Here is a 21,161-nt window from a genome sequence, read left to right on the forward strand (position 1 = left end):
CGGACGGACCCTATACCAACCCGCGCGGTCCGCATTCATTCCGGGATGACGCCCGCCGTCACGTCCGGACGCGACGTGCGAGCACGCACTTCCGGTGGCGGGCCCGCCACGACCTGTTATCACCGCAAGCCGTGACGTCCTCGTTCTCGACCGCGTGGCTTCGCGGAGATGCGTCCGCGCTCTCCTTCCTTTCGGATGACTATCGGCACCGTGAAGCGCGCGCCCGGGCCGTGGCCGCCGCCGCGTCGCGCACGGTGTCGCCCGCGCTGCTGGACGTCCTCGCCGCGCAGAACGCGCGCCTCGCGCCGAGTCCCGCTCGGGAGCAAAACCTCGCGCAGCTCGCGCGGCCCGGCACCGTGGTGGTGGTGACGGGCCAGCAGATGGGCCTCTTCCTGGGCCCGCTGTACACGCTCTACAAAGCCGCGTCCGCCATCGTCACGGCGCGCGCGCTCCGGGAAGAAACCGGCCGGCCCTGTGTTCCCATCTTCTGGCTCCAGACGGAGGACCACGACCTGCCGGAGATTGACCACTGTGTCATCCCACGTCCGGGCGGAGGGCCCTGTCGCCTGGCGCTCGAGCTTCCGGATGCGGCAACGTCTCGAGCGCCCATCGCCCACCGCCACCTGGGCCCGAGCGTCCTCCCCGCCCTGGCCACCCTCCGCGCCGAGCTGGGAGCAGAACCCCACGCGGCGGAGTTCCTCTCCCTGCTGGAGCAGGCCTACCGTCCCGAGGCCACGCTCGCGCAAGCCTTCACCGACGTGCTGTCGTCCCTCTTCGCCGACGAGGGCCTGGTCTTCCTCGACCCGAGAGACGCACGTCTGGCGCCACTGGCCGCGCCCGTGCATCGCTTCGCCCTCCAGGAAGCGGGGACACTCTCCGCGGCGCTCGCGGCCCGTGCGGAGGCGCTCACCCGCGCGGGCTACGCGGTGCAGGTCCATGTCCGCCCCGGCGCGCCGCTCAGCTTCTTCTCACCGGATGCGCTCGATGGCCCGCGCTACCGGCTGGACCCGGCGGAAGCAGGCGCCTGGAGTCTGGTGGGCCACCCGGAAGGCAGCGCCATCCCCCAGGACGCGCTGCACGCCGCCCTGGAGCGTGAACCGCTGCGCTTCACCACGTCCGCGCTGCTGCGCCCCCTCCTCCAGGACACCTGGCTCCCCACCGCGGCATATGTCGGCGGCCCGGGCGAGCTGGCCTACTTCGCGCAGCTGGCGCCGCTCTACGCCCACGCGGGCCAGCCGATGCCGCTCGCCATTCCCCGGGCCCGCTTCCGCGTGCTCGATGACCGCGCGCGCCGGTGGCTGGGCAAGGTGGGGCTCCAGCCGGATGAGGTGAACGCGCCACGCGACACGCTGCTCACGCGGCTGGCCACGCGCAATGCCCCGGAGTCGCTGGAGACGCCCGAGTCCCTGGAGGCCCGCCTCTTCGGCGCCTTCTCCTCCGAGTTGGAGCGCGTCGCCGGACAGGTGTCGGCGGTGGACGCGAGCCTCCAGGACGCGCTGCGCCGCACCCAGGGCACGGTGCGGGTCGCGGTGTCCCGCCTGACGGGCCGCTACCGCCGCGCGCTCGCCCGGCGCGATGCCACGGCGGCCGAACAGGTGGACCGCCTGCGCACGCTCCTCTTCCCGGAGGACGCGCCCCAGGAGCGTGTCCTGGGGCTGCCCTACTTCGCCTGCCGCATCGGGATGCGTGCCTTCACGAAGCAGGTGCTGGACGCGTGTGTCCCCTTCTCCGGAGACTCGAAGGACCTGACGCCATGAGCGCGACCGGCACCGCCTACAACATCGACGTCCTCGCCTTTGGCCCCCACCCGGATGACGTGGAGCTGTTCTGCGGCGGGCTGATGGCGAGCATGGCCGCCCGCGGCTACCGCACCGGCATCGTCGACCTGACGCGCGGCGAGAAGAGCTCGCGCGGCACGCCGCAGTCCCGCGCGGAGGAGACAGAAGCCGCCACCCGCGCGCTGGGGCTGGCCCACCGGGAGAACCTGGAGCTGCCCGACGGCTGGCTCAATCCGTGGGCGGGCTTCGACACGCCCGAGCCCGAGCGCGCCCGCACCGCCGCCGTGGTCCGCGTGGTGGAGGCGCTGCGCCGCCTGCGTCCGGAGCTGGTCGTCGTGCCCTGGGAGCAGGAGCGACACCCGGACCACGAGGCGGCCAGCGCGCTGGTGACGCGCGCCCTCTTCTTCGCGGGCGTGCGCAAGTTCGACGCGCAACCCGCCGCGGAGCCCTTCACGCCTCGGCAGGTCCTCTACTACCCGCTGCGGCACCTGGCCGAGCCTGGCGTCATCATCGACGTCTCCGCCGTCTACGAGCGAAAGCTGGCGGCGGTGCACTGCTACGCCAGCCAGGTGATGCCCCGCCCGGACGCCCCGCCCACGCTGGTGGGCTCACCGCTGTCACTGTCCTCGCTGGAAGCCCGGGACCGCTTCCATGGCGCGCAGATTGGCGTCACCCACGGCGAGCCCTACATCCTCCGCGAGGCGCTGGGACTGGCCGACCCGCTCGACCACTTCCGCAGGAATAGCTTCGCCCGGCCCCTGTTCTTCCCGGCACGCAAATGAACGCCCCGCTCAACGTGGCCATCACCTGCTTTCCGACCTTCGGTGGCAGCGGCATGGTCGCCACGGAGATTGGCCTCGCGATGGCGGACCGGGGCCACCGCGTCCACTTCATCGCCCGGGACCTGCCGGTCCGGCTCCATGGCACGAACCGGAAGGTCGTCTTCCACGAGGTGACGGAGAGCGACTACCCGGCGCTCCAGCAGTCCAGCACCTATCCCATCGCGCTGGCCTCCAAGATGATTGAAGTCGCCAGCTACGAGCGCCTGGACATCCTGCACGTCCACTACGCGGTGCCGCACGCCACCGCCGCGTGGATGGCGCGCGAGGTGCTGGGCCCCAGGGCGCCGCGCGTCGTCACCACGCTGCACGGGACGGACACCACGCTGGTGGGAATCGACCCCAGCTACCTGCCGATTACGCGCTTCTCCATCATGCGCAGCGACGCGGTGACGGTGCCGTCGGCCTACCTGCGCCGCGCGACGTGGCAGGGCTTCGACATCCCCGAGAGCGTCCCCATCGACGTCATCGCCAACTTCGCGGACACCGCGCGCTACGCCCCGGTGCGAGACCGCGCCTGCCTGCGCGCGCTCTTCCCGGACCTGCACGACCCCGAGCCGGTGCTCATCCACGTCTCCAACTTCCGGCCGGTGAAGCGCATCGCCGACGTGGTCGCCATCTTCACCGAGGTCCACCGCCGCCGTCCCTGCCGGTTGGTGATGGTGGGAGACGGTCCGGAGCGCTCGCCCGCGGAGCGGATGCTGCGGGAGATGGGCCTGGAGGGCCGCGTCGCGTTCCTCGGCAAGCAGGACCGCTTCGAGGAGCTGGTCGCCGCCTCCGACGTCTTCCTGCTCCCCAGCGAGCAGGAGAGCTTCGGGCTGGCCGCGCTGGAGGCGCTGAGCTGCGGCATTCCCGTGGTGGCCAGTGACCTGGGCGGAATCCCAGAGCTCGTCACGCACGGAGAGACGGGCCTCCTGGCGCCGCTGGGGGATGTCCCCGCCATGGTCCGGCACGTGCTCACGCTGGTCGAGGACACGAAGCGCTGGCAGGGCTTTTCACGCCGCGCGCGGGCGCGGGTCCTGGAGCACTTCCAGATGGAACCCGCCATCGACCGCTACGAGGCGCTCTACCGCCGGCTCCTGACGGGGCCCCTCCGTCGCTGAGGAGCCCCGGGAGCGAAAGCGGGCTACTTCTTGTTCTTCCACTCCGCCAGGGCCTTGGAGACCTGGTCCCGGGAGAAGAAGTTCTTGTCCTTCTGCCCCAGGTCCCACGCGGTCTGCGCGGCCTTGCGGGCCTCGGCGTACCGGCCCATCTGCGACAGGACGCTCGCGCGAGTCCAGTGGGCGTACCACGTGGGGTTGGCGGCCACGGCCGCGTCGGCGTGCTTCAGCGCGGCGGCAGGGTCCTTGGCGGTGCCCGCCAGGTAGTTGGCCGCGCTCGTGTGCATGCTGGCCGCGTCCTTCTCCGCCTGCTCGATGTTGGCCTTCGCGAAGGCGGCGGTGTCCACCGTGATGGGCACGGAGACGCGCAGCTTCTCCCACTCCAGGTCCAGCCGCGTGCCGGTGTCCGTGGTGTCGGTGAAGAGGTACGTCAGGCGCTCGCGCGCCGGAATCTCCGTGGTGGTGGCGCTCACCGAAGCCACGTCCTTGGAGGCGTCATAGGGCGCGCCGCCCCGCCACAGGCCCAGGTCCGTATTCAGCATCACCTTCCAGCCCTTCTGCGAGGGCAGGCTGACGATGGTGTAGGAACCGGCCGGGACGGCCTTGTCGCCGAAGGTGACCGGGTGGCTGAAGGTAATCTTCGTCGCCGCGTTGGCGCCGCTGCGCCATGCCTTGTCATTGGGGACCAGCTCTCCCCAGACCTTCCGGCCCTTCACGCCAGGGCTGGAATATTCGACGGAGATTTCGGAGACACCGACCGCCTGCGACACCTTCGCCGCGGGGCTGGGGGCCGGCAGTTGGAGCTGGGCCAGCGCGGGCGTCGCCGCCAGGGTCATGAGCGCGGAGGCCATACAGCCGAAGAGCGGGTTCCTCATGGTCTTCACTTCGTCCTTTCCGACCCGAGAAGGGTCGCAGAGCCCGCGGAGTGTAGAGACGCGCAGTCCGATGTCCACCACCGCCACCCGCCGTAACGCGCCCTTCCCAGTCGACCCAAAGAACGCGATGTTCTGTTCTTCCTCCTTTTCCCCCTCTGGAGTGAGTCGCATGCGCATCCTGACAACGTCCCTCATCGTCGCCACCCTCCTGGTCGGCTGCCAGGAGGATCCAGAACCCACGTCACCGGACTCAGGCACCCAGCTGCAGGACTCGGGCATCCCTGAGAATGATTCGGGTGTCCCGGAGAATGACGCAGGCGTCCCTGAAGACGACGCGGGCATCCCGGAAGATCCGCTCCCCAGCGGCCCCCCGGTTCCGCAGGGCCCGCCCAACGTGCCCGAGTTCAATCCGGCCTTCCCCGGGCAGACGCGCGTCCCCGCCATCCAGACGAAGACGCCCCTCCAGACCACGGAGATTGCCTCGGGCTTCAGGAACCCCTGGGCCATCGCCTTCCTGCCTGACCAGCGCATGCTGGTGACGGAGAAGGCCACCGGCTCGCTCTACATCGTCACGCAGCAGGGCGCGAAGTCCCCCGCCGTCAGCGGCCTGCCCGCCGTGGACGCACGCGGTCAGGGCGGCCTGCTCGACGTGGAGGTGGGCCCGGACTACGCCCAGAGCCAGCTCATCTACTGGACCTATTCCGAGCCCCGTCAGGGCGGCAACGGGCTGGCGGTGGCGCGCGCGCGGCTCGTGGACGGAGCGAAGCCTCGCGTGGAGAACGTCCAGGTCATCTTCCGCATGATGCCCACGCTCGAGTCGACGCTGCACTCCGGGGGCCGGATGGTGTTCACCCCGGACGGCAAGCTGTTCGTCACGCTCGGGGAGCGCTCCATCCTCGCGGGCCGTGTCCAGGCCCAGGACGTGAAGAGCCACTTCGGCAAGGTGGTCCGCATCAACCCCGACGGCTCCGTGCCCCAGGACAACCCGTACCTGAACAACCCGGAGGCGAAGCCGGAGATCTGGTCGGTGGGTCACCGCAACGTCCTGTCCGCGGCGCTCGACAGCCAGAACCGGCTGTGGACGGTGGAGATGGGACCGCAGGGAGGTGATGAAGTGAACCGCCCCGAGGCAGGCAAGGACTACGGCTGGCCCACCATCGGGTATGGCGAGGAGTACTCCGGCGCGCCCATCCACCAGAGCACCCAGGCTCCGGGCATGGAGCAGCCCGTGTACTACTGGGACCCGGTGATTGCCCCCTCGGGGATGACCATCTACTCCGGGACCCTGTTCCCCGAGTGGAAGAACGACATGTTCATCGGCGGCCTGGCCGCCAAGGCGCTGGTGCGGCTCATGGTGCGCAACGACCGCGTGGTGGGCGAGGAGCACCTCCTCAAGGACCTGGACTCGCGCATCCGCGAGGTGGTGCAGGGCCCCGACGGCGCCCTCTACCTGCTCACCGACGCCACCAACGGCAAGGTGCTCAAGGTCACGCCGAAGTGAAGCATCCGTAGGCCACGGCGCGCTCCCCACTCCCCGAGAGAATCAAACCTCGGGGAGCGCGGGGGCGCGGTGGCTACTCCGCAGGCATCCAGGCCAGACCCAGGTTCCTGGCGCTGCCAGAGTTCACGGTCTGGATATCTCCGCCGTCCGCCAGATTGGCGCTCCGGACCACGGTCCCCAGCCAATCCGCCCAATACAGCCGCCCAGCCGTGACATCGATGGCAATCCCATGCACCGTGCCCCCCGGGTGGGTCACCAGGGCGGTGGGGCTGGCGCCGTCCAGGTTGGTGACATAGAGGCTGTCGCCGCGGGACGAGTAGTACACCTTCCCGCTGCTCGAATCGATCGCCAGGCCCACGCCCTGTCCGCCCAGGCTTGAAGCGACGGTCTCCACGTTGGTGCCATCCAGATTGAACCGCACGATCCGGGTGTTGTTGTAGGTAATGACATACGCCTTGCCGTTCGGAACATCGAACGCGATGGCGGACGGACTATCGATTCCGCCAGCGATCTGCGTGGGATTGCTGCCGTCCAGCTCGGCGCGCATGACCCGCTTGCCGTTGAAGTCGGACCAGTACAGCTTGCGGTTCGTCGAATCGACCGCCAGCCCGCTGGGATAACCTCCGTTCGCCACGACATCGACTGCGTTCGCCCCATCACCGTCCACTCGAACGATTGCGCTGTCGCGCGTGTAGAAGACGGAACGGGTGACCGGGTCGGTTGCGACAGAAGACGCCCCGCTGATGCCGGTCTTGAGTTCAATGGCATTCGCGCTGTTCACGTCGACCCGCCACAGCGAGCCGGCGGCGGTCATCCAGTAGAGGCTCGCAGGACGGGTGACGTCGACCGTGAAGGTGGTGGAGGTGGTGGCGGAGCCATCGCTCACCGCGAGGGTGATGGTGGTGGAGCCGCTGGCGTTGGCGGCGGGAACCACCTTGAGGGTGCGGCTGGCGCCGGAGCCTCCGAAGACGAGGTTCACGGGGGCGTTGGGCACCAGGTCGGGATTGGAGGACGTGGCGATGACCGTGAGGCCGTCGGCGGCGGTCTCCACGTCGCCCACGGTGAAGGCCAGGTCGCCGGTCGCGCTGCCAGAAGGGATGCGCTGGTCAGCCACTGGGGAAAGGGTGGGAACGTCGTTCACCGCGGTGACGTCGACCGTGAAGGTGGTGGAGGTGGTGGCGGAGCCATCGCTCACCGAGAGGGTGATGGTGGTGGAGCCGCTGGCGTTGGGGGCGGGAACCACCTTGAGGGTGCGGCCGGTGCTGGAGCCTCCGAAGATGAGGTTCGCGGGGGTGTTGGGCACCAGGTTGGTATTGGAGGACGTCGCGGTGACCGTAAGGCCGTCGGCGAGGGTTTCCACGTCGTCCAGGGTGAAGGCCAGGTCACCGGTCGAGCTGTCCTCGGCGAGGGTCTGGGCGGCCACCGTGGAGAGCGTGGGCGCGTCATTCACCGAGGTGATGGTCAGGGTCACCGTGCCCTGGGCGCTCTGGCCCTGGCTGTTGGTGGCGCGAAAGACGAGCGCATCTTCGCCATTGTAGTCGGCGCTGGGGGTGTAGGTAATGGAGCCATTGGCGCTGATCTCACTCACCGTGCCGTGGTCCGGTGCATCGACGAGGGTGAAGGTGAGTGCCCCGTTGCCGCTGGCCGGCAGGTCCACCTCGAGGGGCGTGTCTTCCACCGTCTCGAGGGTGACGTTGCGGGCTACTGGCGGGTTGCTGGGCGTCGGGTCTTTGGGCGGAGGGTCGTCGCCGCGACATGCGCCGAGGGTGCTGGCGGCCAGTCCAACCACCAATCCGGCGCGCAATGCGGCGGCCCATCGTGAAGACAGAGATGACATGAACTTTCCTCGTGGGGAGCCCGACACGGGTGCGGTCGACATGAAGCGCCGGGATGTGGATTCGGTGCAACCTTGTTTTCGCGCACGGACATGGCTCGTCGGTGGCGTGCGAAGAGTTGATGGCAAGCCCAACCCCGCTGGGACGGGTTGAAAGCAAGACACGGCCACCCTGACTCGATCACGGGCTCGATTTCGCCTCGGCAGCCCTCTTCGCTCTTTCCACAGCCAGCAAATGCCAGACCCCGGGTGTTGCCGCAAGCCCCCCCAGCCATGCTCCACCATCGCCCGTTTCGATCCAGGAGCGGGAGGCCGGGAAATGCACGCGGACAGGGTGACGCAGCACGCAGTGGTGATTGCGGGAGGGGGCCCGACCGGGCTGATGCTGGCGGCGGAGCTGGCGTTGGCGCAGGTGGACGTGGCCATCGTCGAACGGCGCGCCAGTCAGGAGGTCGCCGGCTCGCGCTCGCGCGGCCTGCACGCGCGCAGTCTGGAGGTGCTCGACCAACGCGGGATCGTCGAGCGCTTCACCTCGCAAGGGCAAGCGGTCCAGAACGTCGCGTTCGGGCAGGCGCCTCTGGACCTCAGCGACTTCCCGACGCGTCACAACCATGGGCTCGCGCTCTTGCAGGAGCGCTTCGAGCGCATCCTGGCGGAGTGGGTGGGCGAGCTGGCGGTGCCCATCTACCGTGGGTGCGAGGTGACGGGCTTCGCGCAGGACGACACCGGCGTCGGCGTCGCGCTGTCCGACGGTCGTGCGTTGCGGGCGAAGTACCTCGTCGGGTGCGACGGGGGTCGCAGCCTCGTCCGCAAGGCGGCAGGCATCGGGTTCCCGGGGTGGGACGCGTCCATCAGCTACCTCATCGCCGAGGTCGAGATGACTGGAGCGCCGGAGTTCGGCATCCGCCGGGACGAGAAGGGCACCTACGCCATGGGCAAGCTGGAGGACGGACGCGTGGGCCTCGTGCTGAGAGAGGAGCAGGTCAGCACCGGGGACGCGCCGACCCTTGATGCTCTGCGCGAGGGACTCGTCGCGCTCTACGGGACGGACTACGGCCTCTCCAGCGCCACGTCCCTCTCACGATTCACCGACATGACGCGGCAGGCGGCGTCCTACCGGGACGGGCGGGTGCTCCTGGCCGGAGACGCGGCCCACGTGCACTCACCCATGGGTGGACAGGGGCTCAACCTCGGCGTGCAGGATGCCGTGAACCTGGGGTGGAAGCTGGCCCAGGTCGTGCGCGGCGTCTCGCCGGAGAACCTGCTCGACACGTACCAGGCCGAGCGGCACCCCGTCGCGGCCCGTGCGCTGCGGAAGACGATGGCGCAGACCGCGCTGAGCCGCGGTGACGCGCGGATGGACGCCGTGCGCGAGACGCTGACGGAGTTGCTGCGGATGGACGGGCCACGCAAGCAGTACGCAGCGATGATGTCGGGGCTGGACGTCCACTACGACCTGGGAAGCGGACACCCGCTGCTCGGGCGCCGCATGCCGGACCTCGACCTGGTCACCGCCGACGGCCCCCGGCGCGTGTTCCACTTGTTGCACGCCGCGCGGCCCGTGCTGCTCGACCTGGGCGAGCCCGGCACTCTCGACATCACGCCCTGGGCGGACCGGGTTCAGCGGGTCGCGGCTCGCTACACAGGGGAGTGGGAGCTCCCGGCGCTCGGCGCGGTCACGGCGCCCATCGCGGTGCTGATTCGCCCGGACGGACACGTCGCGTGGGTCGGAGAGGGCACGGACCAGGGTCTGCATGAGGCCCTGACCCGATGGTTCGGCCCGCCGCGTGCGATGTAACGCGATTCGATTGCCGGGAGTCGGAGCAGACCGGCGTCAGAAGTGGCAGGTCCAATCCGAGCCGCAGTAGCCCGCGACGCCGTTGCAGCTGCACTCCCAGTTCTCGGTGCAGAACTGCTCGGCGCAGAACGGACCGCCACCGCCACCGCCCGTGTAGGTGAACTCGCAGGTGTTCTGGACGCAGGTGGCGGTGCGAGCGCTGGAGCAGGAGTTCCAGCAGTCCTGGTCCGTCTCGCAAATGCTCTCATGACAGATGGGGCCGAGCATGGCCTGACTGGAGGAGGCTTCCTCGTAGCTCGCGTTCGGGGCTTCCGCGGAGGCCACGGAGGCGGCGCGCCCGGCGTCCTCGACTCAACGTTTATACCAGTCTAGCAGACAATCCCGATTATGAAGAACCATGGGCAATTACACCAACGCGTCTGGCTGTTCCGGACGCTTGGCTGAAGCTTCGCGATGCGCAGGGGGCGCACGCAGGCCATCCGACCCAATCCACAGAAAGATTCCAGAATGAATCACAACAAGACTCGGGCATGGCGCTTGTACAAGATGGCGGTCCTGGGACTGCTGGCATCCAGCATAACGGCATGCGGTCCAGGCCTGGAGGAGAACGAGTCCTCAGCCAAGGAGCATGGAGAGGCTGCACTCACCGGCTCCGACGATTCACAGTCCCAAACCCAGCAGGAGCTGGAGGAGTCCAACAAGAACTGGAGTCCGCCCCCGGCCCCAAGTGGTTGCGGTCGCATGAACGCCAACCAGGGGCTCGGTTTTGGTCAGCGCCTCTATTCTTGTGATGGACGCTTCTGGCTTGCCATGCAGGGCGACGGAAACCTGGTGCTCCGCCAAGGCGCGGCGGTACTCTGGCACTCCAACACCTACGGGACAGCGGCCGTGGGGGCTGTCATGCAGGGCGACGGGAACTTCGTAATCTATACCGCGGCGCCACGGGCCCTCTGGCATAGCAACACCTATGGATACAATGGCGCGTATCTTTCCGTCCAGAATGACGGGAATGTGGTCATCCGGACTTCGCGCGGCGGAGCCATCTGGAACACCCAGACCGGCGGACGTTGAAGTGAACAGATGAGGGAGTCGCGGCTTTCACCGGTCTCTCTTTCATGCTGCAGCGAACGCCGTTGTGCCTGTGCCCATCCAAATCCTGGCAAGCGCCTACGCGCCATCAGCGCGCGTCGGTGCTGGACCGCGAAGCCCTGGCGTGGTGGCGCTGCACGGCCGAGACATCACCGGCCACGTCGGCGATACTCACCTCCAGGAGCTCTCGGGCTGGAGGATGTGCCGAGAATGTCAGCTCCACGGCGTCGACTTGATGAAGTCAATGAACGTGCGAAGCGGCACCGGCAGGTGCTTCCGACCCGAGTAGTAGAGGAAGGGCCCCGAGAAGCTCGGCCACCACCGTTCGAGCACGGGCTCCAGTTCTCCCCGGTCGAGGTAGGGGCGCAGCCAATCCTCCAACAGATAGACGATTCCACCGCCCGCGACCGCGGACTCCACGGCGAGGTCGGTGCTCGTGTTGAGGCTGAAGAGCAGCGGTCCTTTGGTTTCGACATGGATCGTCTCTCCACGACGTTCAAACTCCCACGCAGGCACCGGTCCGCTCAGCAAGCGCCCGCGCAAGCAGTCGTGTTCGAGCAGCTCGCGAGGATGCTTCGGCCGGCCCCGGCGATCGAGGTATGCGGGCGATGCGGCCGCCGCGTAGCGCTGCGTGCGCGGCCCGATGGGCACCACCACCATGTCCTGCTCGAGGCGCTCCTCGTAACGGATTCCGGCGTCATAGCCTTCCGCGACCACGTCGATGAGACGCTCTTCAGCGGTCACCTCCAGGGAGATGTCGGGGTACTTCGCGAGGAACGGCTGCACGATGCGAGGGAGGATGAGGCGCACGGCAGCGATGGGCACATTGAGCCTCAAGCGCCCCGCGGGTCGGTCACGGAAGGTATTCACCACGTCCAGGGCCGACCGCACTTCACCCAGCGCCGGTGCGAGCCGTTCGAGCAAGCGCGCCCCCGCGTCCGTCGGCGTCACGCTGCGCGTGTTCCGGTGGAGCAAGCGAACACCCAGACGGGCTTCGAGGCGGCGGATCGCATCCCCCAAACGGGAGGCGCTCGTGCCCGACGCGCGAGCAGCGCTGCGGAACCCGCCCTCGCGGGCGACCGTCAGGAACGCCGTGAGATCAGAGAGGTCATCCATCGGTGTGCGGATTTTCGCACGACCTGTGCGGATTGCCACCGGTAGTCGCGCAGTGATTCCTTTCGTAGATGAGGTGGGCAACCTCGCTCAACCCAGGACTCTCACCGTGACCCACCGTCCCATCTCAGGCAGCTATCGCATCGGCACACACACCGTTCGCCGCGTGGGTTACGGCGCGATGCAGCTCGCCGGCCCCGGCGTCTTCGGCCCGCCCAGGGACCGCAAGGCGGCGGTCGCGGTGCTGCGAGAGGCCATCGCCCAGGGAGTCGACCATCTGGACACCAGTGACATCTACGGCCCCCACGTGACCAATCAGCTCATCCGGGAGGCGCTGCACCCGTATCGCGACGGTCTGATGATCGCCACGAAGGTCGGCGCGGTGCGCGGTCCCAACGGTTCGTGGGAGCCTGCGTTCTCCCCCGCGGACCTCGAGCGCTCGGTCCACGACAACCTGCGCAATCTCGGGCTCGAGGTGCTCGATGTCGTGAACTTCCGGGCGATGTTCAGCGCCGCAGGCCCGGTGGAAGGCTCCATTGAGGCGCCGCTCACCGCGCTCGCGGAGCTTCAGCAGCGCGGCCTCATCCGCCACATCGGCTTGAGCAACGTCACGCCGACGCAGGTCGCCGAGGGTCGCAAGATCGCCGAGATCGTCTGCGTACAGAACCACTACAACCTGACGCACCGGAGTGATGACGCCCTGATCGACCAGCTCGCCGCCAGCGGTACGGCCTACGTGCCATTCTACCCGCTGGGCGGGTTCACGCCGCTGCAGTCCAGTGCGCTGAACGCCATGGCCGCGCGGCTGGGCGCGACACCGATGCAGGTTGCGCTGGCCTGGCTCCTGCACCGGTCCCCCAACGTGCTGCTCATCCCGGGCACGTCCTCAATCACACACCTCCGGGAGAACCTCGCCAGTGCCTCGCTCACCCTGAGCGCCGCGGACATGGACACCCTGAACCGTCTTGCCGAGCGGACCTGACCTCACCGGCATGCGAGCAAGCCCCCATTCCGCCTATCCTGGGCCAGCGGACTCGAAGCGCGCATGGGGGGAAGCATGGACAAGCACCGGCTGGAAGCGTTCAGCGACGGCGTCATCGCCATCATCATCACCATCATGGTGCTGGAGCTCAAGGTACCGCACGGCAGCGAGCTGGCCGACCTGCGGCCACTGATCCCCGTCTTCCTCAGCTATGTGCTCAGCTTCGTCTACATTGGCATCTACTGGAACAACCACCACCATCTCCTGCACACCATCAACCATGTCACCGGCGGCGTGCTGTGGGCGAACCTGCACTTGTTGTTCTGGCTGTCGCTGATCCCCTTTGCCACCGGCTGGATGGGCGAAAACCATTTCTCGTCCGTGCCGCTGGCGCTCTACGGCTTCGTGCTCCTGATGTGCGCCTTCGCCTGGACGTTGTTGCAAAGCCGCCTGGTGGCGATGCAAGGCCCAAAGTCGACACTGGCGCTGGCGGTCGGGCGCGATCTCAAGGGCAGGATTTCACCGCTCTTCTACCTGGTCGGAATCGTCAGCGCCTTTTTCAACGGGTATTTTTCCGAGGCGATCTATGTGCTGGCCGCGCTGATGTGGCTGGTGCCGGATCGCCGCTTCGAGAAAGCAACGCATGCAAGTTAGTCCTCGTCCCGAGGAGTAGGGCCGCCGAGCCATGCCCGCTACCGGCTCAGCGTCACGTGCTCTCCGAGCCGGCCCATCTTGTGCGGGTTGCGCATGGCATAGATCCGGGTGATCCGGCCGCTCTCGACGACGACGCTGATGGCTGTGTCGAGGTTGCCAGCGATGTCGACCCGGAGCGAGGGCGCTCCGTTGAACCATGCGGTCGAGATCCGAGCGCCAGGGGCGAGCGTGGGGAAGCGGGACAGGAGCCCGGCCACGCGATCGCCGCCGACAATCGGGCGCCGGACCGCCGACACCACGCCGCCGCCGTCGGCGACCAGCACCACGTCGGGGGCGAGCACGTCGAGCAGGCATTTCAAATCGCCGGAGTTGACCGCGACCAGGAACCGCTCCAGGACCGCCTCTTGCTCCGCCCGGCCGACCTGCATCCGGGGCCGACGCGCGGCCACGTGCTCCCGCGCCCGGTGGGCGATCTGCCGGACGGCGGCGGGCGTCTTGTCGAGCGCCGGAGCGATCTCGTCGTACGGCATGTCGAAGACCTCCCGAAGCACGAACACCACCCGCTCGGCCGGAGTGAGGGTCTCCAGCACGGTGAGCATCGCGATCGAGACGCTCTCCGCGAGCGCGAGGTCCTCGGCGACGTCGGGGCTGGTGAGCAGCGGCTCGGGCAGCCATTCACCGACGTACTCCTCCTTGCGACGGGTGAGCGTGCGCAGCCTGTTGAGCGCCTGACGGGTGACGATCCGGACCAGGTAGCTGCGCGGGTCCCGCACCTCCGCCCGCCCTGCGTCACCGATGTCCGCCCACCGCAGCCAGGTCTCCTGCACGACGTCCTCGGCGTCGGCCGCGGAGCCGAGCATCTCGTACGCGATCGTGAAGAGCAGGCTGCGCTGGGTGACGAAGAGGTCCTCCGAGCCTGGCGGAGCGCGGACCGCATCGGGCGGGGCCGTCATGACGCGGACGCCTCCCCCAGCCTTGCACTCGGCTGGGCCATCGGCTTCAGCCCACACGAAGCGGCGAAGCCCTCCGACTCGATGCCCAGGGCGGTGTTGGAGCGGGTCGTCAGGTTGGCGAACCCGATCACCGTGGTGAGCTCGATGAGCGCCGCGTCCCCCAGCTGCGCCCTCAGGCTCGCGACCCTCTCGTCGGTCACCGTGGGGGGCGTCTGGCTCACCGCCTCGGCATACTCCAGCACCTCCCGCTCCAGGGAGGTGAACACGTCCGACTCCCGCCACCGCGGGATCTCCCGCGCCTTGGCCACGTCCAACCCATGGTTGTGGGCCATGAAATAGTTGAAGTCCAGACAGAACGAGCAGCCCACCAGCGAAGCCACCGCCATGTGCGCGTACGACTTCAGGCTCTCGTCGCACTGGTCCCACTTCTGGAGCTTCTGCCCGAAGCCCATGCTGGCCTTGAGCACCGGCAGGTGGTGCCACATCACGCCAAGCGACTTGGGGACGCGGCCGAACATCCTGCCGGCGAACATCTTCACCATGGCGCCGTAGAGTCCGGTGAGCTCCTTCGGGGGAATCCTGGTCCAGGTCATGTCTTCTCCGGGTGTCGGCATCGGGTGCCGTCGGCCTGAAGACACCGGTCGTCCGCGGGATGTGACATCCCCGAAGAGGTTTCCACCATCGAGGCGAACCTGCCTCAACCCCTGGAAATAACGCTGCTTTCTGCGTCATCGCTCCCGGCTGCTCAATGCCCGCAGATGCTCAACCGTAGCCGTGACGCCACCGCAGACGATCACCGCGATGCGTGACGCGGCGGCAAGTGCCGACGACGCCGTGTCGAGCGCGGCCAGTGCGGCCCCGCACGCGGGCTCCACCAGGATCCGGTGTTCGTCGAGAAACCGCAGTGAGGCCGCCACTGCTGCCGCATCCGACACAACGATGCTATCGACCGCGTGGCGCGTCGACCACTCAACCGCCGCGTCGCAAGGCCGCTTCGCGCCGAGCGACGTGGCGATGCTCGCAATCTCTGACAATTCGACGGGCCGCCCCTGGGCAACCGAACGCGCATAGCAGTCCGCGCCTTGGGTCTCGGCAGCGACGACCGGCACATCGCACCAACCGTTGCGCGCCAGCCCTTCGAGCACGCCGCACAGCAACCCGCCGCCGCCAACCGCCAGCACGACTGCGTCCGGTTTCGGTCCGGCTGCCGCCATCTCGTCGACCATCGTTGAATGGCCCTGCCACAGCACTGGATCGTCGAACGGATGCACGAACGCGTCGTGCGGGCCGATCACGGATTGCGCGAACGTGTTCGCCTCCGCCCAAGACGCTCCGTGGACAATCAACTCCGCGCCTTCGAGACGGATCAGGTCGCGTGCGCGCGCGGAGGTGCTCTCCGGAACAACGACGAGCACGGGCACGCCGAGTTCGCGACCAGAATAGGCGACCGCAATGCCCGCGTTGCCGCCCGAAGAAGACACGAAACGACGGGCGCCTGCCGCGCGCCGCGCGTCGCATACCGCACCGACGCCGCGCAGCTTGAACGAGCCGGACGGCTGCATCGCCTCGATCTTGAGAAGGACGTCCTTGCCGAGCCGGCGGGACGCGGCTTGCGAACGGAGGTAGGGAGTCTGGATATGGAGTGGCATGTGAAGAAGTGCGGCAAACGTCCGCGACGCGCGGACGGTCGTCATGACGCCGGCCAACCTAAACCGGGCCACACATACCTCCCAATACCATTCAAGGCAGTGTGCTATGCCTTCCAGGTATATCGACGGAACGGACAGGCACTGCATGCGACAGGTCGAATTGCGCCATCTACGCTACTTCGTGGCGGTCGCCGAGGCCGGCAGCATGATGGCCGGCGCCCGCGCAATCGGGATTGTACAACCCGCGCTTTCCCGGCAGATCCGCGAGCTTGAGGAAGCGATCGGCACCCCGCTGTTGATCCGCCGCTCGACCGGCATCGCGCTCACCGCGGCCGGCGCGAGCTTCCTGCAGGACGCCACGCGCATGCTCGCCGAGCTGCAGGGCAGCCGCGAACGCGCGCTCCGCAGCGCGGCCGGCCAAACTGGCGAGCTGCGTCTTGGCGTGCTGCCGAACTATTTCCCGTTGCCTGTGGTGTCGAACGTTCTCAAGGCCTTTCGGAACGCCTGCCCGGACGTGATGCTGTCTATCGTGCCAATGCTGTCGGCCGAGCAGGCGACTGCGATCGCACGCGGAGAGCTCGATGGCGGAATCATGGCGTGGCGGCAGGACGAGGCGCCGCATCTGTCAGGCATGCGGCTGCTACGCGACCGGTTCGTGCTCGCGATGCTGTCCACGCCGGGCCAGCGCTTCCGCGCGCCCCGTCAACTCGCCGAACTCGCAGGCGCGCCGTTCGTCTGGTTCGACCCGCTCCGGTCCGCCGCGCATCACCGGTTCTTGATCGAGCAGTGCCGGCGGGCCGGCTTCACGCCTCGCATCGCGCAGGTCGGCAGCGACATCCCGACGCTCATCGGGCTCGTCGCAGCCGGAATGGGCTACGCGTTCGTGCCGGAAAGCACTTCACCTACGTGCCCGCGCACGGTGCGGCTGGTCGCGATTGACGAGCTCGACGGCCGCTTCGACGTCGAATTCGTGTACGACGGCCAAGCGGGCTCGCCGGTCGTGCAACAATTCCTCGCGGCGCTGCGCGCGACCGCTAACGCATGAGCGGGGCCGCGCCGGAGGTCGCAGCGCCGACAACAAGTGCGGGGCGCTGTCTGCCTTCCTCCACCAGGACGTGCAATGCAAACGCCTGGGCCGGTGTGTCGCGGATGGCGTTCAGCCGCCCTATCCCGTCTTCCGCGACAGGAAGTAGAGGTTCCCACCTGGGTCCGTGTGCGTTGCTTCCAGCGTGAGCCCGTGCGCACGCAGCAGGTCGCGATACCCGTCGACGCTGTACGAGTGATAGCGGAACGGCACGCCATTCATCGGCGCGCCGTCGATGGAGCCGTGGGCGTCGCCCGAGGTGAAGAGGAACGCGGCGCCAGGTTTCAATGCCCTCGCGATATTGGCGATCGCCTGTTCCTGCTCTTCGTGGCGCAGGTGGAACAAGACGCCCCACGCGAGCGCGGCATCGAACGCCCGCTCCTGAAGCTCACACGACTGGATGGGCGCGCACCTCACCGGCACGTGGGGGAAGTTCGCTTGAAATCGCGCCAGCAACTCGCGGGAGCTGTCCACGCCCATCACGTGGCAGCCGTGCTCCAGCAGTACCCGCGTCAGCGGCAGTCCCGTGCCGCAGCCGGCGTCCAGCACCGAGGCACCGGCTGGAAGTGAGGCCGCGAGCGCCGTCACTTCCGGGACGCCCCTGGGGCCTGCGCGGTGGGCTGCATACCAGTCCGCGATCAAATCGTACTCGTGCACGCGTCAGCCTCCTCCATCAGAACCGAAGTCGCGGGCCACATGTGCCCTCAGGATTCGCGCGAAGCTCTCACGCTGCCTCGCACCGGAACGACATAGGGAGTCCTGCTCGGCAATCCAAAAAGAATCGAGCCGCCTCGAATCCTCGCTCACCACCTCGACGAGCGCATCGAGGAAGTGCCGGACACGTTCCGGCTCCAGTCGTGCGGAGGGTGGCACGGCATTCCACTCCTGTTCCTCCACCTGGGTGAGCACTTCCTCTTCAAAGGTGACCACCCGGAACGTGATCGAGAGGGAGTGGTCTGGACACTGCTGGGTGTCCACCCAGCGGTCGTGCTTCCGGGAGTGCCCGCCCCGTCAACCGGGCACAATCGGCGAGGTGGACGATCAAGGTCGTGGCCTCGGACGTACTGGCCCCGGCCCGCACGGCCTCCTCCCCTGCCCTGATGAGCACGCGGATGATTTCGGTCTGCGCCTCGGGCGTTTCCTGGAAGAGCTCTATCAGCGCCTCGCAGAGCCCGTAGGCCGCTTTGCGTGTCGGACGCGCAAGCAGCCTCGCCTCTATCGGCGCGAGTATCTCCATCCCGCGCTGGACCAGCTCGTGGACGATGTGGAGCAGCGCCCATTCGCCGAGTGGCTGGAGGTCGAGCGCGTCCAGGAGTTCCTCGAGCGGAGCCTGCTCTGCGTTCCTTCGCGCGAACGCCCCCTGGTCATCCGCGCTGAGGCCTATCAGCCGTTCCGGAAGTCTCATCGAGGACTCGCGGGCGCGGGGTTGACGGTGCTGACCTCGCGCGGCGCCATGAGCGCGGGAGGTGACGCGGTCAACGAGCCCAGGTAGAGCCGGCCGTGGAATCCGTCAGGCTGCTGGGACGTGAAGAGCTTCAGGCCCGCGGCCTGCTTGGAAGACTGCCATGCCTCGAGCGCCGGGCTGATACCGAAGACGTTGCACTCCACCCCCGCAGTCCAGACGTTGTAGCGGCAGGCGAACTGGGTGCCGCGCTGGAAGCCCACGTCCAGGACACGCACCGAGGGCAGGGCATTGGCCACGCGAGCGCCCATGGGCTTGAAGTCGCCATCCCAGCTCACCTCCTGGGTGCGCGCGTGGACACTGCCCGTGAGCACCAGCGTCCAGGCCTGGGGGCGCTTCGACTGGGCGTTCAGCAGGTGCTGGGCCATCTGCGCCTCGCGCTCATTGCCGTGGGCCTTGTCGGCGTCGATGGCGACCACGGCGACATCCTTCCCGGAGACACGCAAGCGGCGGGCCTGCTCGACGAGCCACAGCATGGCGCGGCTGCTGCGTCCGTCCTGGTAGACCCGTCGCCAGAAAGCGCTCTCGGAAAGGAGCTGCTGAACGGCCGCGGAATCACCGTCGCTGGACAGGTAGCGCTCGAGGAGCGGCTGCTCCGCGGCGGGAATGGACAGCGCCAGCGTCACAGGCAGCTCCCGGGCCGTGGCCTCGCACACCATCCGCAGCGCCGCGGACGGCACCTCCTGCGTGCCCAGGGGGTCCGCCAGGAGCAGGACGCCTCCCGCGGAGAACAGGGACGAGGCGTCCTCCACGGGCACACCACACGCGGGAGCGGCGGAAGTGGCCGGGGTCACAGCCTTCTCGCCCGGGCTCCCCATCACCACCGAGTCCAGGGGAACGGGGGGATTGCCGCCCACCAGCTCCAGCGCGGGAGCCATCTCCAGCAGCTCCAGGAGCTTCTGCTCGATGGCCATGTCGCGGTAGCCATGCGCTGGCCGGTAACCCTCCAGCCCGGGAACATTGCTGAAGGCCTCCAGTTGGGGGACCTGCGCGCTGGGCTTACCGGGTTCCTCCGTAGCGTAGACCCCCTCCTGTGTGTACCTGAGGCGAAAGACACGAACGAGTGCCTGCCGGGGCCCAAGCCGCTCTCCCTGGATGTAGTAGCGCTCAGGGGGAATGACGTCCGGGATGAAGGAGGTGAACATCTCCAGTCCCCCCTCCTTCTCCATCACGGAATGGCGGTTCTTCTCCAGGACATACCGGGCCGTCATCATCGCGTCCTCGATGGGCACTTGATAGACGAGCTCGTGCGTGGGCGCCTCGTACTTGCCCGTCTCCGGGTTGTACCGGGTGAAGATACCTCGCGTGGCGGTCGCGCAGCCTACGCACCCCAGGAGTCCCAGCATCAGTCCAAGTCGTCGCATCACCCACTGGAACGATTGACGTGCGTGGACATACCGACCTCGCCCCGTTGACGGCCGAGCGCCCCTTCTGGCCCTGCCCTCATGTGTCGCACTATCGTGGGTGGATGGCGTTCTTTTGGTACCTGATGGTCACGCTGCTCGGCGCACTGGGAACCCTCGCTTCGCTGCGCGTGCTCGAGCGGCTCGTGTTCGGCGGCGGCAGCGGCTCCCTCCTCGTGCAGGCCGGCATGGGGATCGGCTGCCTGATGCTGGCGAAAAAGGCGTTGGGCAAGGCGCGCGGGCGAGGACGCCCGGCCCCGCCCACTGGGAGCGATGAGCCGAATCACTCTTAGAGCGGGTCGTGTCACCACCGCTACGGCGCGTACGAAAACCGTCCGAACGCCGCGAACCAGGTGCGCAGGCACACGACAGACTCGGACCCAAGGAGGCAGCGCTACCATCAGCGCAGCTTCAGCCTCGCCCCCAGGCCAGGGATGCCGAGGATCCATCGGGCCATCCCTTGGTTGCGAGGGTCCCGTGGCTCAGGCTGAAACTGCGCTTCGTAGTATCGCTGCTAGGGGTCCAGCCTGGCCTTGTGATTGTCGACGTGCCGGAACACCCACTCCGAGAAAGAGAGCGGAGGCCCGCGCTTGTCTTCGTAGGGCTCATCTTCAAAGCCCCAGAATACGAGGGGGTCCTCCTCACCCAGGCGGACCGCGCAGATCATCCCGCTATGCCCATGGAATGCGATGGCCAGGTGAGGACGCCCCCACCAATTCACCACCTGTGGAGGTTCCCCGTCGGCAACATAGGGGTCCTTCAAGAACACCTCTCCATCCATGCTCGCTTCCAGGAAGCACGCCAGCTGGGGACAGGCGTAATACTCACGAAGCGCACCCGGCACGGGAAGTCCGATCCGCGCTTCGAGCTTCGCCAGGCCGTCTTCATGGGCCAAGGCGCGGAGCCATTCCGGCACCTCTTCTTGTAACCGCAGCAACTCGGGGGCGTTGAAATAGCCCCGCTCCTCGGCCACAGCCAGAGCACGCTGTAGGTATTTCATGAAATCAGCATACCCCGTCTCGATGGCACACGGGCATGGACACTCCG

General features: G+C 67.9%; 21 protein-coding genes. 10 read left to right on the forward strand and 11 right to left on the reverse strand.

Going from position 1 to position 21,161, the window contains the following annotated elements; all coding sequences use genetic code 11:
- Positions 1-131: 131 nt before the first annotated feature.
- From bshC to bshA, 3 genes are read left to right on the forward strand one after another with little or no spacing between them, the layout of a single operon-like run.
- Entirely contained in the window at positions 132-1,757 is a 1,626-nt protein-coding gene (gene bshC / locus D7X30_RS22695) for a bacillithiol biosynthesis cysteine-adding enzyme BshC (protein WP_120565034.1), read from the forward strand.
- Complete coding sequence (gene bshB1, locus D7X30_RS22700) at positions 1,754-2,560, forward strand: bacillithiol biosynthesis deacetylase BshB1 (protein ID WP_120565035.1); 807 nt, start codon at positions 1,754-1,756, stop codon at positions 2,558-2,560. Before bshC ends, bshB1 begins: the two co-directional genes overlap by 4 nt.
- On the forward strand, positions 2,557-3,720 hold the full coding sequence (gene bshA, locus D7X30_RS22705) for an N-acetyl-alpha-D-glucosaminyl L-malate synthase BshA (protein WP_120565036.1): 1,164 nt from the start codon (positions 2,557-2,559) through the stop codon (positions 3,718-3,720). The genes bshB1 and bshA overlap by 4 nt, the downstream gene beginning before the upstream one ends.
- Positions 3,721-3,743: 23 nt before the next feature.
- On the opposite strand, the gene D7X30_RS22710 is transcribed toward bshA, so the two are convergent.
- A complete protein-coding gene (locus D7X30_RS22710; protein WP_120565037.1) occupies positions 3,744-4,601 on the reverse strand; it encodes a DUF2911 domain-containing protein in 858 nt (285 codons plus the stop codon).
- 160 nt (positions 4,602-4,761) lie between these two features.
- Between D7X30_RS22710 and D7X30_RS22715 the strand changes: the two genes are divergently transcribed.
- The gene (locus D7X30_RS22715) at positions 4,762-6,093 is read left to right on the forward strand and encodes a PQQ-dependent sugar dehydrogenase (RefSeq protein WP_120565038.1); all 1,332 of its coding nucleotides are present in this window, start codon (positions 4,762-4,764) and stop codon (positions 6,091-6,093) included.
- 73 nt (positions 6,094-6,166) lie between these two features.
- Here D7X30_RS22715 and D7X30_RS22720 read toward each other — a convergent pair whose 3' ends face one another.
- On the reverse strand, positions 6,167-7,930 hold the full coding sequence (locus D7X30_RS22720) for an Ig-like domain-containing protein (RefSeq protein ID WP_120565039.1): 1,764 nt from the start codon (positions 7,928-7,930) through the stop codon (positions 6,167-6,169).
- A 316-nt stretch (positions 7,931-8,246) separates the two neighbouring features.
- Between D7X30_RS22720 and D7X30_RS22725 the strand changes: the two genes are divergently transcribed.
- Complete coding sequence (locus D7X30_RS22725) at positions 8,247-9,725, forward strand: FAD-dependent monooxygenase (protein ID WP_120565040.1); 1,479 nt, start codon at positions 8,247-8,249, stop codon at positions 9,723-9,725.
- A gap of 36 nt (positions 9,726-9,761) precedes the next feature.
- On the opposite strand, the gene D7X30_RS22730 is transcribed toward D7X30_RS22725, so the two are convergent.
- A complete protein-coding gene (locus D7X30_RS22730; protein ID WP_120565041.1) occupies positions 9,762-10,049 on the reverse strand; it encodes a hypothetical protein in 288 nt (95 codons plus the stop codon).
- Positions 10,050-10,232: 183 nt separating this feature from the next.
- Between D7X30_RS22730 and D7X30_RS22735 the strand changes: the two genes are divergently transcribed.
- The gene (locus D7X30_RS22735) at positions 10,233-10,796 is read left to right on the forward strand and encodes a hypothetical protein (RefSeq protein WP_158619331.1); all 564 of its coding nucleotides are present in this window, start codon (positions 10,233-10,235) and stop codon (positions 10,794-10,796) included.
- 231 nt (positions 10,797-11,027) lie between these two features.
- Here the strand turns inward: D7X30_RS22735 and D7X30_RS22740 are convergent, their stop codons facing one another.
- Complete coding sequence (locus tag D7X30_RS22740) at positions 11,028-11,930, reverse strand: LysR family transcriptional regulator (RefSeq protein WP_120565043.1); 903 nt, start codon at positions 11,928-11,930, stop codon at positions 11,028-11,030.
- Positions 11,931-12,036: 106 nt separating this feature from the next.
- On the opposite strand from D7X30_RS22740, the gene D7X30_RS22745 reads away from it, so the two are divergent.
- Both D7X30_RS22745 and D7X30_RS22750 read left to right on the forward strand, forming a co-directional pair.
- Entirely contained in the window at positions 12,037-12,909 is an 873-nt protein-coding gene (locus tag D7X30_RS22745) for an aldo/keto reductase family oxidoreductase (protein WP_120565044.1), read from the forward strand.
- A 75-nt stretch (positions 12,910-12,984) separates the two neighbouring features.
- Positions 12,985-13,563 (forward strand): TMEM175 family protein, encoded by a 579-nt coding sequence (locus tag D7X30_RS22750; protein ID WP_233591722.1) that lies wholly within the window; start codon positions 12,985-12,987, stop codon positions 13,561-13,563.
- 38 nt (positions 13,564-13,601) lie between these two features.
- Here the strand turns inward: D7X30_RS22750 and D7X30_RS22755 are convergent, their stop codons facing one another.
- From D7X30_RS22755 to D7X30_RS22765, 3 genes are all read right to left on the reverse strand, one after another.
- Positions 13,602-14,516, reverse strand: a complete 915-nt coding sequence (locus D7X30_RS22755) for an RNA polymerase sigma-70 factor (protein ID WP_120565046.1) — start codon at positions 14,514-14,516, stop codon at positions 13,602-13,604.
- On the reverse strand, positions 14,513-15,109 hold the full coding sequence (locus D7X30_RS22760; protein WP_120565047.1) for a carboxymuconolactone decarboxylase family protein: 597 nt from the start codon (positions 15,107-15,109) through the stop codon (positions 14,513-14,515). The genes D7X30_RS22755 and D7X30_RS22760 overlap by 4 nt, the downstream gene beginning before the upstream one ends.
- A 135-nt stretch (positions 15,110-15,244) precedes the next feature.
- Positions 15,245-16,210 (reverse strand): pyridoxal-phosphate dependent enzyme, encoded by a 966-nt coding sequence (locus D7X30_RS22765; RefSeq protein ID WP_233591723.1) that lies wholly within the window; start codon positions 16,208-16,210, stop codon positions 15,245-15,247.
- Between the two features lie 100 nt (positions 16,211-16,310).
- On the opposite strand from D7X30_RS22765, the gene D7X30_RS22770 reads away from it, so the two are divergent.
- Complete coding sequence (locus D7X30_RS22770) at positions 16,311-17,210, forward strand: LysR family transcriptional regulator (protein WP_120565263.1); 900 nt, start codon at positions 16,311-16,313, stop codon at positions 17,208-17,210.
- Positions 17,211-17,330: 120 nt separating this feature from the next.
- Here the strand turns inward: D7X30_RS22770 and D7X30_RS22775 are convergent, their stop codons facing one another.
- The 3 genes from D7X30_RS22775 to D7X30_RS22790 form a co-directional block, all read right to left on the reverse strand.
- Positions 17,331-17,906 carry a class I SAM-dependent methyltransferase gene (locus D7X30_RS22775; RefSeq protein ID WP_120565048.1) on the reverse strand — a complete coding sequence of 192 codons (576 nt, stop codon included), beginning with the start codon at positions 17,904-17,906 and terminating at the stop codon, positions 17,331-17,333.
- Positions 17,907-18,165: 259 nt separating this feature from the next.
- Entirely contained in the window at positions 18,166-18,654 is a 489-nt protein-coding gene (locus D7X30_RS41705) for a hypothetical protein (protein ID WP_121710996.1), read from the reverse strand.
- Positions 18,651-20,075 carry a hypothetical protein gene (locus D7X30_RS22790; protein ID WP_120565264.1) on the reverse strand — a complete coding sequence of 475 codons (1,425 nt, stop codon included), beginning with the start codon at positions 20,073-20,075 and terminating at the stop codon, positions 18,651-18,653. Before D7X30_RS22790 ends, D7X30_RS41705 begins: the two co-directional genes overlap by 4 nt.
- Before the next feature lie 125 nt (positions 20,076-20,200).
- Here D7X30_RS22790 and D7X30_RS22795 point away from each other — a divergent pair, with 125 nt between their 5' ends.
- On the forward strand, positions 20,201-20,407 hold the full coding sequence (locus D7X30_RS22795; RefSeq protein WP_147443276.1) for a hypothetical protein: 207 nt from the start codon (positions 20,201-20,203) through the stop codon (positions 20,405-20,407).
- Positions 20,408-20,628: 221 nt separating this feature from the next.
- Here D7X30_RS22795 and D7X30_RS22800 read toward each other — a convergent pair whose 3' ends face one another.
- Complete coding sequence (locus D7X30_RS22800; protein WP_147443277.1) at positions 20,629-21,114, reverse strand: hypothetical protein; 486 nt, start codon at positions 21,112-21,114, stop codon at positions 20,629-20,631.
- Between the last annotated feature and the right edge of the window lie 47 nt (positions 21,115-21,161).

This window comes from Corallococcus sp. AB011P, from assembly GCF_003611605.1.
GTDB lineage: Bacteria > Myxococcota > Myxococcia > Myxococcales > Myxococcaceae > Corallococcus > Corallococcus coralloides.

Coding starts and splice junctions, on each gene's coding strand:
- bshB1 (WP_120565035.1), top strand. CDS start 1,754: ATGAGCGCGACCGGCACCGCCTACAACATCGACGTCCTCGCCTTTGGC.
- bshA (WP_120565036.1), top strand. CDS start 2,557: ATGAACGCCCCGCTCAACGTGGCCATCACCTGCTTTCCGACCTTCGGT.
- D7X30_RS22715 (WP_120565038.1), top strand. CDS start 4,762: ATGCGCATCCTGACAACGTCCCTCATCGTCGCCACCCTCCTGGTCGGC.
- D7X30_RS22720 (WP_120565039.1), bottom strand. CDS start 7,930: ATGTCATCTCTGTCTTCACGATGGGCCGCCGCATTGCGCGCCGGATTG.
- D7X30_RS22725 (WP_120565040.1), top strand. CDS start 8,247: ATGCACGCGGACAGGGTGACGCAGCACGCAGTGGTGATTGCGGGAGGG.
- D7X30_RS22735 (WP_158619331.1), top strand. CDS start 10,233: ATGAATCACAACAAGACTCGGGCATGGCGCTTGTACAAGATGGCGGTC.
- D7X30_RS22740 (WP_120565043.1), bottom strand. CDS start 11,930: ATGGATGACCTCTCTGATCTCACGGCGTTCCTGACGGTCGCCCGCGAG.
- D7X30_RS22750 (WP_233591722.1), top strand. CDS start 12,985: ATGGACAAGCACCGGCTGGAAGCGTTCAGCGACGGCGTCATCGCCATC.
- D7X30_RS22755 (WP_120565046.1), bottom strand. CDS start 14,516: ATGACGGCCCCGCCCGATGCGGTCCGCGCTCCGCCAGGCTCGGAGGAC.
- D7X30_RS22760 (WP_120565047.1), bottom strand. CDS start 15,109: ATGACCTGGACCAGGATTCCCCCGAAGGAGCTCACCGGACTCTACGGC.
- D7X30_RS22765 (WP_233591723.1), bottom strand. CDS start 16,210: ATGACGACCGTCCGCGCGTCGCGGACGTTTGCCGCACTTCTTCACATG.
- D7X30_RS22770 (WP_120565263.1), top strand. CDS start 16,311: ATGCGACAGGTCGAATTGCGCCATCTACGCTACTTCGTGGCGGTCGCC.
- D7X30_RS41705 (WP_121710996.1), bottom strand. CDS start 18,654: ATGAGACTTCCGGAACGGCTGATAGGCCTCAGCGCGGATGACCAGGGG.
- D7X30_RS22790 (WP_120565264.1), bottom strand. CDS start 20,075: ATGCGACGACTTGGACTGATGCTGGGACTCCTGGGGTGCGTAGGCTGC.
- D7X30_RS22795 (WP_147443276.1), top strand. CDS start 20,201: ATGGTCACGCTGCTCGGCGCACTGGGAACCCTCGCTTCGCTGCGCGTG.
- D7X30_RS22800 (WP_147443277.1), bottom strand. CDS start 21,114: ATGAAATACCTACAGCGTGCTCTGGCTGTGGCCGAGGAGCGGGGCTAT.